The 13,296-nt window shown below is 62.1% G+C and carries 14 protein-coding genes and 1 tRNA gene; 8 read left to right on the top strand and 7 right to left on the bottom strand.

Going from position 1 to position 13,296, the window contains the following annotated elements; genetic code table 11:
- Positions 1-80: 80 nt before the first annotated feature.
- The 3 genes from WG899_RS14390 to radC all read right to left on the bottom strand — a co-directional run bounded on the left by WG899_RS14390 (position 81) and on the right by radC (position 1,890).
- Positions 81-443 carry a group II truncated hemoglobin gene (locus tag WG899_RS14390; protein WP_339596456.1) on the bottom strand — a complete coding sequence of 121 codons (363 nt, stop codon included), beginning with the start codon at positions 441-443 and terminating at the stop codon, positions 81-83.
- Between the two features lie 95 nt (positions 444-538).
- Positions 539-1,219 carry a Smr/MutS family protein gene (locus tag WG899_RS14385; protein WP_339596342.1) on the bottom strand — a complete coding sequence of 227 codons (681 nt, stop codon included), beginning with the start codon at positions 1,217-1,219 and terminating at the stop codon, positions 539-541.
- Positions 1,216-1,890: a RadC family protein gene (gene radC / locus WG899_RS14380; RefSeq protein ID WP_339596341.1), complete on the bottom strand. Its 675-nt coding sequence runs from the start codon at positions 1,888-1,890 to the stop codon at positions 1,216-1,218. Before radC ends, WG899_RS14385 begins: the two co-directional genes overlap by 4 nt.
- 139 nt (positions 1,891-2,029) lie before the next feature.
- On the opposite strand from radC, the gene WG899_RS14375 reads away from it, so the two are divergent.
- The 7 genes from WG899_RS14375 to WG899_RS14345 all read left to right on the top strand — a co-directional run bounded on the left by WG899_RS14375 (position 2,030) and on the right by WG899_RS14345 (position 7,619).
- Positions 2,030-2,473: an FKBP-type peptidyl-prolyl cis-trans isomerase gene (locus WG899_RS14375; RefSeq protein WP_339596340.1), complete on the top strand. Its 444-nt coding sequence runs from the start codon at positions 2,030-2,032 to the stop codon at positions 2,471-2,473.
- A gap of 13 nt (positions 2,474-2,486) precedes the next feature.
- Complete coding sequence (gene ispH, locus WG899_RS14370; protein WP_339596339.1) at positions 2,487-3,452, top strand: 4-hydroxy-3-methylbut-2-enyl diphosphate reductase; 966 nt, start codon at positions 2,487-2,489, stop codon at positions 3,450-3,452.
- A gap of 91 nt (positions 3,453-3,543) precedes the next feature.
- Positions 3,544-4,839, top strand: a complete 1,296-nt coding sequence (gene serS / locus WG899_RS14365; RefSeq protein WP_339596338.1) for a serine--tRNA ligase — start codon at positions 3,544-3,546, stop codon at positions 4,837-4,839.
- 79 nt (positions 4,840-4,918) lie between these two features.
- A tRNA-Ser gene (locus WG899_RS14360) sits at positions 4,919-5,006 on the top strand.
- 227 nt (positions 5,007-5,233) lie between these two features.
- Positions 5,234-5,482, top strand: coding sequence for a hypothetical protein (locus WG899_RS14355; protein WP_339596337.1), 249 nt, complete (start codon positions 5,234-5,236; stop codon positions 5,480-5,482).
- Positions 5,483-5,616: 134 nt separating this feature from the next.
- Positions 5,617-6,756 (top strand): sensor histidine kinase, encoded by a 1,140-nt coding sequence (locus WG899_RS14350; protein WP_339596336.1) that lies wholly within the window; start codon positions 5,617-5,619, stop codon positions 6,754-6,756.
- Positions 6,753-7,619: a LytR/AlgR family response regulator transcription factor gene (locus WG899_RS14345; RefSeq protein WP_339596335.1), complete on the top strand. Its 867-nt coding sequence runs from the start codon at positions 6,753-6,755 to the stop codon at positions 7,617-7,619. Before WG899_RS14350 ends, WG899_RS14345 begins: the two co-directional genes overlap by 4 nt.
- A 53-nt stretch (positions 7,620-7,672) precedes the next feature.
- On the opposite strand, the gene WG899_RS14340 is transcribed toward WG899_RS14345, so the two are convergent.
- Complete coding sequence (locus tag WG899_RS14340) at positions 7,673-7,858, bottom strand: hypothetical protein (RefSeq protein WP_339596334.1); 186 nt, start codon at positions 7,856-7,858, stop codon at positions 7,673-7,675.
- A gap of 17 nt (positions 7,859-7,875) precedes the next feature.
- On the opposite strand from WG899_RS14340, the gene WG899_RS14335 reads away from it, so the two are divergent.
- The gene (locus WG899_RS14335; protein WP_339596333.1) at positions 7,876-8,004 is read left to right on the top strand and encodes a hypothetical protein; all 129 of its coding nucleotides are present in this window, start codon (positions 7,876-7,878) and stop codon (positions 8,002-8,004) included.
- Between the two features lie 11 nt (positions 8,005-8,015).
- Here the strand turns inward: WG899_RS14335 and WG899_RS14330 are convergent, their stop codons facing one another.
- The 3 genes from WG899_RS14330 to WG899_RS14320 form a co-directional block, all read right to left on the bottom strand.
- Positions 8,016-9,824 carry an aminopeptidase P family protein gene (locus WG899_RS14330; RefSeq protein WP_339596332.1) on the bottom strand — a complete coding sequence of 603 codons (1,809 nt, stop codon included), beginning with the start codon at positions 9,822-9,824 and terminating at the stop codon, positions 8,016-8,018.
- A 110-nt stretch (positions 9,825-9,934) separates the two neighbouring features.
- Positions 9,935-12,433, bottom strand: a complete 2,499-nt coding sequence (locus WG899_RS14325) for a cache domain-containing sensor histidine kinase (protein ID WP_339596331.1) — start codon at positions 12,431-12,433, stop codon at positions 9,935-9,937.
- Between the two features lie 4 nt (positions 12,434-12,437).
- Positions 12,438-13,226 (bottom strand): ABC transporter substrate-binding protein, encoded by a 789-nt coding sequence (locus WG899_RS14320; protein WP_339596330.1) that lies wholly within the window; start codon positions 13,224-13,226, stop codon positions 12,438-12,440.
- Positions 13,227-13,296: the final 70 nt, after the last annotated feature.

The following is a 13,296-nucleotide window of genomic DNA, read 5'->3' as shown; positions in this document are numbered from 1 at the left end:
AGCCTGCTGGGCGGCCTAGCGCTCGGGTCGCCAGGGCCGCTCAGTAGCCTGGCAAGCAAGCGCTTGGCTCGCCCCGCAATTCAAGCGCCGCGGTTGCGCATCCAGTCGGCGGTGCCGTGGAAGGACTCGGCCAGGCGCTGTTGCAAGGGCTCGGGCAGCGCGCATGCCTGCATGGCCTCGATCATGCAGGCCATCCACTGATCACGTTCCGCAATGCCAATCGAATAGGGCAGGTGGCGGGCCCGCAAACGTGGGTGACCGAAGCGTTCGATGTACAGATCCGGGCCGCCGCTCCAGCCGCACAGGAACCAGTGCAGTTTGTTGCGTGATTCGTCCAGCGTACTGGGATGCAGCGATCGCAGCAGGGCGTAGCCGGGTTCCAAATCCATACGGTCATAGAACTGGTCGACCAATTCGCGGATACCGGCTTCGCCGCCAAGCATGTCAAACAAGGTGGTGACGCTGACTTTGGCGCTGTCGGCGTCGCTGTCGGCGGGGGAGTGGGAGTCTTCTTGCATGGGCGGATTGTCCCGCCTTGTCAATCGACTTGCTGCAGCAAGACCATCAGGGCACCGGTGCCACCATCGCTTGCACGCGCTTGCACAAAGGCCAGCACCTGCTGTTTCTGCACCAACCAGCGCCGCACCCGGGCCTTTAACACCGGTTCGCGGCCTGGTGAGCCATTGCCCTTGCCGTGCACCACGCGGACACAGCGCAGGCCGCGTTTGGCACTGTCTTGGACGAAGTTGCCCAAGGCCTCGCGCGCTTGATCGCGGCGCAGGCCATGCAGATCGAGTTGCGCCTGCAAGCTCCAATGCCCACGGCGCAGCTTACGCACCACCTCTTGGCTGATCTCGGGGCGGCGAAAGGACAGGCTGTCATCGGTCTCGAGCAGCGATTCGACATCAAAGTCGTCCGACAAAGCCTGCAGCAGCACCTGTCGTTCGTCGGCTTCGCGCTGCAGCGGCTCCGGCGGCGGCCGTGAGGGTGAGTGCTGGACTCGTTGCTTGTCGGGTAAAGGCGTGACGGCACCTACGCTGAGTTCGAAGACCCGGCGTTCTTGCTCAGCCAGTCGGGCGGCGGCCGCCCGGCGTTCACGTTCCGCTTCGGCCAATTGCCGCTGTAGGGCCAGTTCGCGCTGCAGCAGTTTCAGGTCTTGCAGGCTGTGCAGTGGCTCAAGGTGGGGCGGCTTGTGCGATGGACGCGTGCGGTGCTTCACATCAGCCCCCGCTCGGCCAGCGAGATGACTTCGCCGCTGCCGACCACCAAATGGTCGAGCACCCGCATATCGACCAAGGCCAAGGCGGCCCTGAGTGCCTCGGTCAGCAACTCGTCGGAGCGCGAGGGTTCGGCCACGCCGGACGGGTGGTTGTGGGCCAGGATGACCGCGGCCGCGCCCAGTTCGAGCCCCCGCTTGATGACCTCGCGTGGGTAGACCGAGGTCTGCGTCAGGGTGCCTCTAAACATCTCTTCCATCGCAATCAGGCGGTGCTGGGCATCGAGAAACATCACGGCAAAGACCTCGTGCGGCAGCCCGGTCAATTTGAGCCGAATGAACTGTTTGACCGTCTCGGGGGAGTCAAAAACCGGCCGCTGGGCCAATTCTTGCAGCAGTGAGCGGCGCGCTATCTCTAGCACGGCCGCGATCTCGGCGCGCTTGGCCGGGCCCAGGCCCTTGACGCGGGCCAGATCGGGCACGCTGGCGTGCAGCAGCCCGTGCCAACCGTCAAATTGGTCCAGCAGGTTTTGCGCCAATTGCAACACCGGCGTGCCCTGGATGCCGGTGCGCAGCAGCAGTGCCAGCAACTCGGCGTCGGCCAAGGCTTGCGGCCCGCGCGCCAGCAGCTTTTCGCGCGGGCGAGCGTCGGGAGGCAGGTGGGTCAGAGGCATGGCGGAGGTGCTGAGGCAATCGGCGCGGGAACGGGGCAGGGGAAGCATTGGCGATGCAATGGTGTTGCGCAAGCAGGGCAATCAAGAGAGCGGGGCAGCAAGGCCCTAAAATCCCGGCAGTCTAGCCAATATTGTCCCCATGAATCTCATTCAAGCCGGTTCCTTTCTGACCTTGCATTACCGTCTAGCCGGCCCGGATGGCAGCGATGTCATCAACACCTTCAACGAGAAGCCGGCCACGCTGTCGCTCGGTAGCGGCCAACTGTCGCCGGCGATCGAGGCGCGTTTGATCGGCTTGGAAGAGGGGGTGCGCACCCAAATCGAGTTGGCGCCGGGCGAGGCCTTTGGTCCGCACAACCCGGAGATGCTGCAGCGCGTCAAAAACAGCCTGCTGCATGAGTTTGGCGACCCCGATGAGCGTTACGTCGTGGGCGACGTGGTGCAATTCCCAACGCCGGACGGTCAAGGCAACTTCACCGGCACCGTGCGTGAACTGGGCGAGGACTGGATGCTGTTTGACTTCAACCACCCGCTCGCTGGCCAGCCGGTCAGCTTTGAAGTGCATGTGATTGGGGTGATTTGAGATGAGTGCCGATATGCAAACCCAGGAAGTTTTGTTGGCCGAACCGCGTGGTTTTTGCGCCGGCGTGGACCGCGCCATCGAGATCGTGGAGCGTGCGCTGATCAAGTTCGGCGCGCCGATCTATGTGCGCCATGAAATCGTTCACAACACCTATGTGGTCAATGACTTGAAGGCGCGTGGTGCCATCTTCATTGAAGACTTGGCCGAAGTGCCGCCCGGTGCCACCTTGGTGTTCAGTGCACATGGCGTCAGCCAAGCGGTGCGGGCCGAGGCGGCCGAGCGTGGCTTTCAAGTGTTTGATGCCACCTGCCCCTTGGTCACCAAGGTGCATGTAGAAGTGGCCAAGCTGCACCGTGATGGCTATGAGTTCATCATGATCGGCCACAAGGGTCACCCCGAAGTGGAAGGCACGATGGGCCAGTTGAGCGAAGGCATCTATCTGGTTGAAGAGGCCGGTGACGTGCCCCATGTGCGCGTCAAGGACCCCAGTCGTTTGGCGGTGGTGACGCAAACCACCCTGAGCGTGGACGACGCGGCCGAAATCTTGCTGGCGGTGAAAACCCATTTCCCGCAAGTGCGTGAGCCGAAGAAGCAAGACATTTGCTACGCCACCCAGAACCGCCAAGACGCGGTCAAGGTCTTGGCGCCGCAGGTGGACGTGGTGATCGTGGTGGGCAGCCCGACCAGCTCCAACAGCAACCGCCTGCGTGAGTTGGCCGAGCGCTTGGGAACCCCTGGCTATATGGTGGATGCCGCCGATGATTTGCAGCCCGAGTGGCTGGACGGGCGCGCCCGCGTCGGCCTGACGGCTGGTGCCTCGGCACCGGATGTGTTGGTGCAGGCTGTCATTCACCGTCTGCGGGAATTGGGCGCCACCACCGTGCGCAGCCTGCCGGGTGTGGAAGAGCATGTGCGCTTCCCGCTGCCAATGGGCTTGGGCGACAAGTCGATGGCCGAGTTGGCCTCGTCTCGATCTTGACGCTGGCGTTTCGCTTTGAGCGGCGCCCATGCGAATCAGCGGGGCGCCGTTTTGCTTTCATAGAATCGACCGAGTTTCAAGGATCTCTCAAATGTTAGATATCACCCTGCTGCGCAAAGACCTCGACGCCGTCGTCGCGGGCCTGAATACCCGCAAGAATCCGCAAGCCTTCCTCGATGTGGCGCGCTACAGCGCCCTGGAAACCGAGCGCAAGGGCGTGCAAATGCGTACCGAAGAGCTGCAGAGCCGCCGTAACAGCCTGTCTAAGCAGATTGGTATGTTGAAGGGCAAGGGCGAAGACGCCTCGGCCGTGATGGCCGAAGTGGGCGGCATTGGCGACGAGTTGAAGGCTGCCGCCGAGCGTCTGGATGCAATCCAGGTGGAACTGAGCACCATGCTGATGAGCGTGCCCAATCTGCCGGATTCGAGCGTGCCGGTCGGCAGCGATGAGTCGGGCAATGTGGAGGTGCGCCGCTGGGGCACGCCACGCAGCTTTGACTTTGAGGTGCGTGACCATGTTGATGTCGGCGCCGCGCTGGGCCTCGACTTTGAAACCGGCGCTAAGCTAAGCGGCTCGCGTTTCAGCTTCCTGAAGGGCAAGGTCGCCAGGTTGCACCGCGCACTGGCGCAGTTCATGCTTGACACCCAGACCGAGGAGCATGGCTACACCGAGTGCTACACGCCCTACATCGTCAATCGCGAAGTGCTGGAAGGCACGGGGCAGCTGCCCAAGTTCAAGGAAGACATGTTCTGGGTGCTGCGCGGCGGTGATGACCAAGCGCAAGAGCAGTATTTGATCTCGACCTCGGAGATCTCGCTGACCAACACCGTGCGCGAGCAGGTCTTGGATGTGGCCGATCTGCCTATCAAGCTGACCGCTCACAGCCCTTGCTTCCGCTCGGAAGCGGGCAGTGCCGGGCGCGACACCCGCGGCCTGATCCGCCAGCACCAGTTCGACAAAGTCGAGATGGTGCGTATCGAGCAGCCCGAGCACAGCATGGCGGCGCTCGAGGAAATGACGCTGCACGCCGAGGCCATCCTGCAAAAGCTGGAGCTGCCTTATCGGACCGTGCTGCTGTGCACCGGCGATATGGGCTTTGGTGCCATCAAGACCTATGACCTGGAGGTCTGGGTGCCGGCGCAGAACACCTACCGTGAAATCAGCTCTTGCTCGAACATGGGGGCCTTCCAGGCGCGCCGAATGCAAGCTCGCTTCAAGAGCGCGCAGGGTAAAAACGAATTGGTGCACACGCTGAATGGTTCGGGCCTGGCCGTTGGTCGTACCTTGGTGGCGGTGTTGGAAAACTATCAAAACGCCGACGGCAGCATCACCGTGCCCACGGTCTTACGTCCTTACCTGGGCGGCCAAGAAATTTTGCAAGCCTGACGCAAAAATCTATGAAAGTGAGAAAAGTCCGCTATACTAGTGGGCTTACTCGCTAACACCACGGCGAGCACCGAAATTCGGAGAGGTGGCAGAGTGGTTGAATGTACCTGACTCGAAATCAGGCGGACGGAAACGTCTCGGGGGTTCGAATCCCCCCCTCTCCTCCAAAACTCAAAGCCCGCTAGGCTCACGCTTAGCGGGCTTTTTGCTTTCGTGGCTGGCTTGGTCTCCGCGGTGTGCATGAGGTGGTAGGGAGGCTGCCGTGCCCAGCCCAAGGGAGTGATCGATCTGCCTGGGTGCCGAAAGGCCCCAATCAGGGGGGGTATCGTTGGTTTCGCATCTGTTTGACAGTTGGTCTTGCGCAGCGTTTATGTGGATTGCGCGGGAGCAGACCATGTTTTTTGATGAAGCCGACACTGGGGACTACCGGATTTATGCAGGCGCCATGGATCGCTTGAATAGCTATGGCTATGTGGCCGCGGTCGTGGTGATGCGCGTGCGCGGTGGCTTGCCGCGGCAAGAGGCTTTTCGGGATGAAAGTTTGGCCGGCGGGTTTTGCTGGTCCACGCCGCGAGAGGCGCTGCAGTTCGCCTTGAATGCGGGGCGGGATGTCGTGATGTGCAGAATCGGTGCGCGTGCGTAGCCCATTCGCGCACTCTTCGTTCTGAAGTTGTTTGCTTGAGACGCCTCGTTATCCGAGGCTCAAAAACCGTGACTCGTCGCTCCGTCGGGCGGGAGCCCTTGCGAGGCGATGCATGAGCCGGCTACGCTGTGCGCATGCATAAAGTCATTGCTCCCTCTTCGGCTCCCTTGCCGCCGTCACCGCCGTCACCGCATTTGCCCGAAGTGAGCCATGCGCAAGCTTGGGAAGGGTTTGTGGCCTACCTGACGCCGCAGCGCTTGGTGCTGGCCTTGGGACTGGCCACACTCGGGGCCCTGCTGTTGAGCCCCATTTTTGCGACGCCCTTGCCGGTGCTGTTGGGTCGCACCTTGTTTGTCGGCTTGCTCGGCTTGATGGCGTTTTCGGCCGCTGGCCAGTGGCCGCGCCGTCTGCCTCAGTGGATGGCGCGGTGGTTGTTGCAGGTGGTCGTCGTGGTGGTGGCGGTGCCGGTGGCAACTTTGGTTGTGTATTTGATAGCCGTGGGTGGAGATATCGAGTCATTGCTGCGCAGCCAGAACCGCATCATGGGTTTTATGTGGATTGCGGGCTCAGGTTTGCTGGTGGCACCCTTGCTGGCCATGGGGGCCCTGTATCGGCAGCGCGATGCGGAGGCGCGCAGCGAGGCCTTGCGCTTTGAGTTGGAGCGCAGTGAGTTGGAGCGGCAAGCACTGGATGGTCGCTTGCGCTTGTTGCAGGCGCAGATCGAACCACATTTTTTATTCAACACCCTGGCCAATATTCGGGCGCTGGTTGAGACGGGTTCACCGCAGGCCGCGCCGGTGTTGCGCAGCCTGATTGCCTATCTGCGCGCGGCGATGCCGCGTTTGCAGAATGAGGCGGCCAACCTTGGCGATGAGCTCAGCCTGGTGCGGGCCTATTTGGAGTTGATGCATTTGCGCATGCCGGATCGGCTCGAATTCAATATCAATGTGCCAACGGAGTTGCATCGTTTGAGATTTCCGCCCATGGCCTTGCTGACGCTGGTGGAGAACGCGGTTCGCCACGGCATCGACCCGAGCGAAGAAGGCGGCCGCATCGAGGTGGCCGCTGCTGCTGAAGCGGCCGCTGGCGACCTGCAATCGGTGCGCGTCTGGGTCAGTGACAGCGGTGTCGGCTTGACGCAAAGTTCCGGCGCAGGGACGGGTTTGCGTAATTTGCGCGAGCGCCTGAAAGTGTTTTACGGGGCTTCGGCGCGGCTGGACCTGAGTGAGAATTTCCCCCATGGGCTTCGTGCCGAAGTTGGGTTTCAAGCATGAGCAGCGATTTCATCTCTTCCAAGAACCTCGGCGCGGTGCCGCTGGGTGCTGGGCCGACTGCCATGATTGCCGACGACGAACCCTTGCTGCGCGACAGCCTGGCGCGAGCCTTGGCGCAGGCTTGGCCTGAACTGCGTTTGCTGGGCCAGGCCCGCAACGGGCGCGAGGCGCTCGAAATGTTCGATCAACTGCAGCCAGAGATTGTGTTTTTGGACATTCACATGCCCGGCTTGAACGGCATCGAGGTCGGGCGCCAACTGGCACGCCGCGCGCAGATTGTCTTTATCACGGCCTATGAGCAGTACGCGGTGCAAGCCTTTGAGCAAGGTGCGCTGGACTATTTGGTCAAGCCGGTGGAGGAAGCGCGACTGAGCGACACGGTGGAGCGACTGAAAGCGCGCTTGACCGATCGACGGCTACATGGGTCCGGGATGGCGGATGAAGCCATGGAAGCCGTCATGAGCAAGCTATTGGAGCGGATGGGGCAGGTGCAGGCAGGGGCGAGTGAGGCGAGTGCTTCGACGGCGCCGGCCAAAGCCTTCCTGCAATGGATTCGTGCTTCGGTCGGTTCGGCGTTGAAGCTGATCCCGGTCGAGGAAATCCTTTATCTGCGGTCCGACGAAAAGTACACCTTGGTGGCCTGGAGTGAGGGTGAGGCATTGATACGCACGCCCATCCGAGACTTGCTGGAGCAGATGGACCCCGCTTGCTTTGTGCAGGTGCACCGGTCCGTGGTGGTGAATCTGCGTGCGATCAGCCATGTCACCCGCGGGCCGAATGAAACGGCCGATGTGCACCTCAAAGGCCGCAGCGAGGTCTTGCCAGTCAGTCGCAGCTATCTGCACCTGTTCCGACAGATGTGACAAGGTGAGCGGGGCGGGCTGCCCCGGCTCTATCTCGCCGACAGTGGCATATTTCAGCGGCTCGGTTGGGCGTGGCCGGTGACCACCACCGGCTCCAGTCGCCACATGACGGGAGTCGCGCCATCGGGGGTGAAGAACAGGGCGTCGATAAAGCCGACAAGCAGAATCAGCAGCAGGGCAATCAGCAGTGCTGAATGCAGGCCGGATTCCGAAAAGGTGTGAATCTTGTTGCTGGCCATGATGAACTCCTCTGCGCATGAAACAAGGGTTTGCCCTGAAACTTTATGCGCAGGCCCAGTATTCTTCCAGCGCGCCAGAAAAGAAAAAAGCGCGGACTGGCCGCGCTTTTCAAGTCATGCGCTTGAAGCGCTTGATGCTGTTTTGATTCCAGCCCGTTTAGATGGCTTGGGTACGCTTTTCCAACCACGCCAGCGCGTCGCCACTGAGCAAGGGCGCCAATCTCGAGCGCACCTCGGCGTGGTAACGGTTCAGCCAGGCGGTGTTTTCCGCACCCAGCAATTCCTTGTCGATGCAACGGGTGTCGATCGGGCACAGGGTCATGGTCTCAAAGGCCAGCATGTCGCCAAATTGGCCTTTTTCCGGGGTCTCCAGCGGCACATTGAGCACCAAGTTTTCGATCCGAACGCCCCATTTTCCGGGGCGGTAGATGCCGGGCTCGATGGAAGTAATCATGCCGATTTCCATCGCCATATTGGCGTCCGGCAGGCCCTTGGAAATATTCTGCGGGCCTTCGTGCACATTCATGAAATAGCCCACGCCATGGCCGGTGCCATGGCCGAAGTCGAGGCCATGCTCCCACATCGGTGCGCGCGCCAGCGCGTCCAACATTGGGCCTAAGGTGCCGCGTGGGAAGCAGGCGCGTGACAGCCCCAGCGTGCCCTTCAGCACCAAGGTGTAGTCGCGTTTTTGTTCGGCCGAGACCTGGCCAATTGGCCAGACACGGGTGATGTCGGTGGTGCCGCCCAGGTATTGCGCGCCGGAGTCGATCAGCAGCAGGCCATCCCCCTCGATGACCGCATGTGATTCGGCCGTGGCGCGGTAATGCGGCATTGCGCCGTTGGCGTTGAAGCCCGCGATGGTGGGGAAGCTCAGGCCGACAAAGCCAGGGCGGCGCGCACGCGCGGCGCTCAGATGTTCGTCAACGCTCAATTCGGTCAGGCGTTGCTGGCCCAGTGCCTGCTCAAACCAGGCATAGAACTCGCACATGGCTGCGCCGTCTTGGGCCATCGCTTCGCGCACAAAGGCAGCTTCCGCGGCGGTCTTGCGGCTCTTGGCCAAGGTACTCGGGTTGATGGCCTCGAGCACACTGGCGTGAGCCGGCACGGCTTCGCGCAGGCCCAAGGTGACACGCCGTGGGTCCATCAACACGCAGGCCTTGGGGGGCAAGGCCATCAATGCGGCTGCGGCTTCGGTGTAGTTGGCAATCTGTACGCCGTCGGCTGCTAGGCGCTCGCGCAGTGCGGCGTCGATCTTGCCGTCTGCCACGAACAAGGTGGCGCTGTCGCCGCTGAGCAGGGTGTGGGCCATGAAGACCGGGTTGTAGTCGACGTCGGCACCGCGCAGATTGAGCAACCAAGCGCTGTCATCGACGCTGGAAATGAAGTGGTGGCTCGCGCCGTGGCGGGCCATGGCCGCGCGCACACCGGCCAGCTTGTCGGCCCGTGACACAGTGGCTTGTGGTGGCAGGTGTTCGTAGATTTTGCCGGCCGGCAGGCCCGGGCGAGCGGGCCAGATTTGGTTGACCAGGTCAATATCGGTGCGCAGCACGATGTCGTGGCGCTGCATGGCGCCACGCAGTTGTTGGGCCAAGCCCAGACCCAAGACCTGGCCGTCGATGGCCAGCACTTGGCCGGCTTGCAGTTGAGCCCCAATCCAATCGATGTAGTGCGTGGCGGCCGCGGTCGGGATCTTCTCCAGGGCAATGCCGGTGCCGGCCAATTCGGCTTCGGCTTGGGTCCAATAGCGGCTATCGGCAAAAACGGCGGCGCGCTCCAGGGTCACGACCAGGGTGCCGACCGAGCCATTGAAGCCCGACAGCCACTGGCGTGCTTGCCAGCGCTCGGGCAGGTACTCGGACAGGTGCGGGTCGGCCGACGGCACCAGGCAGGCATGCACGCCCTGGGATTTCATCGCATCACGCAGTTGCTCGATACGCAGCGTGATGGTGGAGGTTCGGGAATCCATGGCTTGTCTCCAGCGGTCCGTGCTGCGCTGGATCGGCGCTGCGGGCCGCTTTTCTTGGGGTTGCGGGTAGGGCTGGGGCGAATTGTAGGGCGAGGTCGGCCGGCCTGGCTTCAGGCGGCCGGCAGGCGCAATTCAAACAGCGCACCACCTTCTGCATGGTTGCGAGCGTTGATCGTGCCGCCATGCGCGAGCATGATTTTTCGGCAGACCGCCAAGCCCAAGCCAGTGCCGCCCTTGTGGCCATTGCTGTGCGCTTGGCCTGCGCTGTCTTGCACCTTGGGGCCTTGGGAGAAGGGCGCAAAGACGGCGTCCAACTCGGCCACCGGGATGCCCGGGCCCTGGTCCAGCACATTGATGCACAAACCGCTGGGGTCGCGGAACAACTGGATCTTGACGTGACCGGCGGGAGGCGAGAAGCGCACCGCGTTGTCCAGCACATTGCGCAAGGCTTGCTGCAGCCTTGGACCGTCGATCTTAGCGACTAGGTTCTTTTCCAGTACCTGCAAGTCCAGCGTGATGTTTTGTTTGTCGGCGTTGACCTGCATTTCATCCACCACGGCACGGACCAAGGGGGTCAGGTCTTGCGCGTTCAGGGTGAGGGTGCCGATGGCGCTTTCCAGCTTGGACAGGTCCAGCAGGTTGTTGACCAATTCCAGCATCCGCTGCCCGGAGGCATGAATGCGCGCGAACATGTCCTGTAGTCGCGCATGCTCGCCACTGCGGTTGATGCCCAATTCTGAGAATCCAATGATGCTTTGCAGCGGCGTGCGCAACTCATGGCTCATATTGGCGACGAACTCGGTCTTGATGCTATTGGCATGTTCGGCGGCGTCGCGCGCCTCGGCGATCTGGCGCTCGGCTTCGACGAAGCGGCTGATGTCAATGGCGCTAGCCAGCACGCCTGCCGGCTTGCCGGACGCGTCCAGATACACCGCTCTGTGGGTCAGGAAATTACGCCCGCGGTCTTGCAACTCAAGATGCTCGCTGCCGCCGTGCGCCAGCAGTGCTTTGTCGCTGGCTTCGACCGGGTCGGCCAGCGCGGCCGGGCGCAATTCGCTCAGCTTGCGGCCCAGGGCCAGGTTTTTCTCCACGCCGGTCATATCGGTCCAGGCTTGATTGACCATCACGAAACGCAGCGCCAGATCCTTGGCAAAAATGGGAATGGGGCAGACGTCGATCAAACGGGCGGTGAACTCCAGCTGCGTTTGCAGACGCAGGCGGGCGTCCTCGCGCTCGGTCACATCCAAGGCGAAGCCGACATAGCCGGTCAGCATATCGTCCTCATTTTTGATCGGCGTCACGCTGACCTCGAGCACGCGCTTGCGCCCATTCGCACCCGCCAGACGCAAGGTCACCGGCAGGTTCAAAAAGCCTGCCGTGCTGCGGTACAGCCCGCGCGCGCGCGCCTGGTCGGCCGGATCTACCAGGCTCTCGAAGCGCAAGCCCAGCAAGGTGTCGGCGCTGCTGGCGCCCAGGTACTCGGGGTGATTGATGAACTGCAGCACACCATCCGCATCGGTGTGGAACATCAGTTCCTGCACATTGCCAATCAGCAGGCGTTGCTCCCGCTCCTTGGTGGCCAACTCAAGCAGGGCGCCTTCCAAGTCTTTGCGGGCCGTGTCATAGGCCCCCAGGGCGCGCCAAGCAATGGCGCCCAAAGACCCCATCACAAGCAGCCCGCCCAGCAGGGCCAAGACGACGGCCTGGGCGCTGTCTCGAATATGGGCCCAGACGGAGCTACTGGGCAGTTCGATGACCAAGGCCAGCGGATGTTCGCGTGCAAGCCGGAAACTACCCAGGCTTGGCTTTTGATCCAAGCCGGGGCCGCGGTAGTTGCCGCGTTCATGGGCCGGCAGGAAATTCTTAAACACCGTGTGTTCAGTGGCCCGGCTGCCGGGGGGCAATAGCACCGCTTCGTTGGCGGTGATCAACTCTCCGTCCAAGCTGTAGAGCGCCGCGCGGTGCTCGTTGTCGCTCAACTGAATGGCAAAGAAGTTGGCGAAATAGTCGGGGTTCAAGGTCGCCACCCAATAGCGCGGGCCTTGCTGCGTTTTCTCGGCCAGCGTCAGCGGCAGCAAAAACTGTTTGACCGTGCGCTCCTGCCCGGCCATGCCTCGGCTTTGTTGGGTCAGGTCGCTCAAATCTCGCCCGCCCAGCAAGGCCCCCAGCCCTTGAGGCACATCGTCATCTTGGTGCTGCAACAGCCTGAGCGGCACGCGACGGCCGATATTGCTGGCGCCGCTGCTGGCCAGCACCAGTCCGGTGCCATCCAGCAAAGAGAAGCTGCGCACATAGGGCATGGAGGCCAGCGGCTGCGCCAGCAAGCTGTTCAGGGCTTCGCTGTCGGGGGTGATCCGGCCGCTTTCCATGGCGCGGGGCAGGCTTTGCAGGGCGATATTGACCGTGGTCAGCGTCAGGCTGAGGTGGCCTTCCAGCGTGCGTGCGTACAGTTCGTTATGTTCAATTTCGGTGGCCACGCGCTGGCGGTGTTCGATCCAAACAAAGGCACCGGCCAAGACGATGAAGGCCAGGCTCAGCAGGCCCGAGCCCCACACGGCCATGCGGCGATTGACCCAGGCCGGCAGATTTTGAGAGCTGATCGTTGGCATGGCTTCAGTCGTGCACCAGGATTTCGCTCAGGCCATGGCGCTTGGCGAAACCGTTCAGGCGGCCATCCCTTTTGGCGCTGGCGACAAAGCTGTTGATGCGCTGCAGCCAGGCGTCATCGCCCGGCTTGACCGCATAGGCATAAGGCAGCATGTGAAAAGGTGTGGGTGGCGCGACCAGTCGGGCCCAGTCGCTGTTCTCCATCAGCCGGTGGCTGTAGGGATAGTCGGTCATGAAGACATCGACCCGACCGGATTCCAACTCCTGTTCGCGGGTCTTGGGTGCCGTGATCACCACCATCTCAGCGTGCTTCAACCAAGCGGCAACCACCGGTTCAATGAAGGTGGCGGCGGGCACTGCGACCTTGATGCCGGGCTTGTCAATGTCAGACCAAGACTTGATGGCGCGGCTGGAACGTGTCGTGATGGCGTAGATATCACTCTGCAGATACGGCGTCGAAAACCGCAAGTGCTTTTGCCGTTCCGCCGTCATGCCGATGGCGAACATGGCAATGTCGCAGCGCTCTTGGCTCAGGTCCTCGATCAGCTTAGGGAAGCTGGACTCGACATAGCTCAGCTTAACGCCCAAATCCTTGGCCAGCGCGGCGGACATGTCAATGTCGATGCCGCTCAGCTCATTCGTACGCGGGCTGCGGAAGCTGATGCCGTAGTAGGCCGGCCAGATGCAGACCCTGAGGGTTTGGCTTGACTGCACCCGCTGCGCCACTTCGCCGGCAAAACCTGACCCCGTAAACCCCCACAGAACCAGAAGCAGGCAGCGCAGTGTTGGTGGCATGTGCAGAATCCCTGAGTTTTTCGGCCAAGGGCTGCCCAGCCATTGCAGGCTGGGCCGAGTTGGCACCGAC

This window comes from Paucibacter hankyongi, from assembly GCF_037482915.1.
GTDB classification, from domain to species: Bacteria; Pseudomonadota; Gammaproteobacteria; order Burkholderiales; family Burkholderiaceae_C; genus Paucibacter_A; species Paucibacter_A hankyongi.
Note: the sequence above shows the minus strand (reverse complement) of the source record. Positions and strands in the feature narration are given on the sequence as shown.

Coding starts and splice junctions, on each gene's coding strand:
- radC (WP_339596341.1), bottom strand. CDS start 1,890: ATGCCTCTGACCCACCTGCCTCCCGACGCTCGCCCGCGCGAAAAGCTG.
- serS (WP_339596338.1), top strand. CDS start 3,544: ATGTTAGATATCACCCTGCTGCGCAAAGACCTCGACGCCGTCGTCGCG.
- WG899_RS14330 (WP_339596332.1), bottom strand. CDS start 9,824: ATGGATTCCCGAACCTCCACCATCACGCTGCGTATCGAGCAACTGCGT.
- WG899_RS14320 (WP_339596330.1), bottom strand. CDS start 13,226: ATGCCACCAACACTGCGCTGCCTGCTTCTGGTTCTGTGGGGGTTTACG.
- WG899_RS14340 (WP_339596334.1), bottom strand. CDS start 7,858: ATGGCCAGCAACAAGATTCACACCTTTTCGGAATCCGGCCTGCATTCA.
- WG899_RS14335 (WP_339596333.1), top strand. CDS start 7,876: ATGAAACAAGGGTTTGCCCTGAAACTTTATGCGCAGGCCCAGTATTCT.
- WG899_RS14350 (WP_339596336.1), top strand. CDS start 5,617: ATGCATAAAGTCATTGCTCCCTCTTCGGCTCCCTTGCCGCCGTCACCG.
- WG899_RS14375 (WP_339596340.1), top strand. CDS start 2,030: ATGAATCTCATTCAAGCCGGTTCCTTTCTGACCTTGCATTACCGTCTA.
- ispH (WP_339596339.1), top strand. CDS start 2,487: ATGCAAACCCAGGAAGTTTTGTTGGCCGAACCGCGTGGTTTTTGCGCC.
- WG899_RS14345 (WP_339596335.1), top strand. CDS start 6,753: ATGAGCAGCGATTTCATCTCTTCCAAGAACCTCGGCGCGGTGCCGCTG.
- WG899_RS14355 (WP_339596337.1), top strand. CDS start 5,234: ATGTTTTTTGATGAAGCCGACACTGGGGACTACCGGATTTATGCAGGC.
- WG899_RS14325 (WP_339596331.1), bottom strand. CDS start 12,433: ATGCCAACGATCAGCTCTCAAAATCTGCCGGCCTGGGTCAATCGCCGC.
- WG899_RS14390 (WP_339596456.1), bottom strand. CDS start 443: ATGCTTGGCGGCGAAGCCGGTATCCGCGAATTGGTCGACCAGTTCTAT.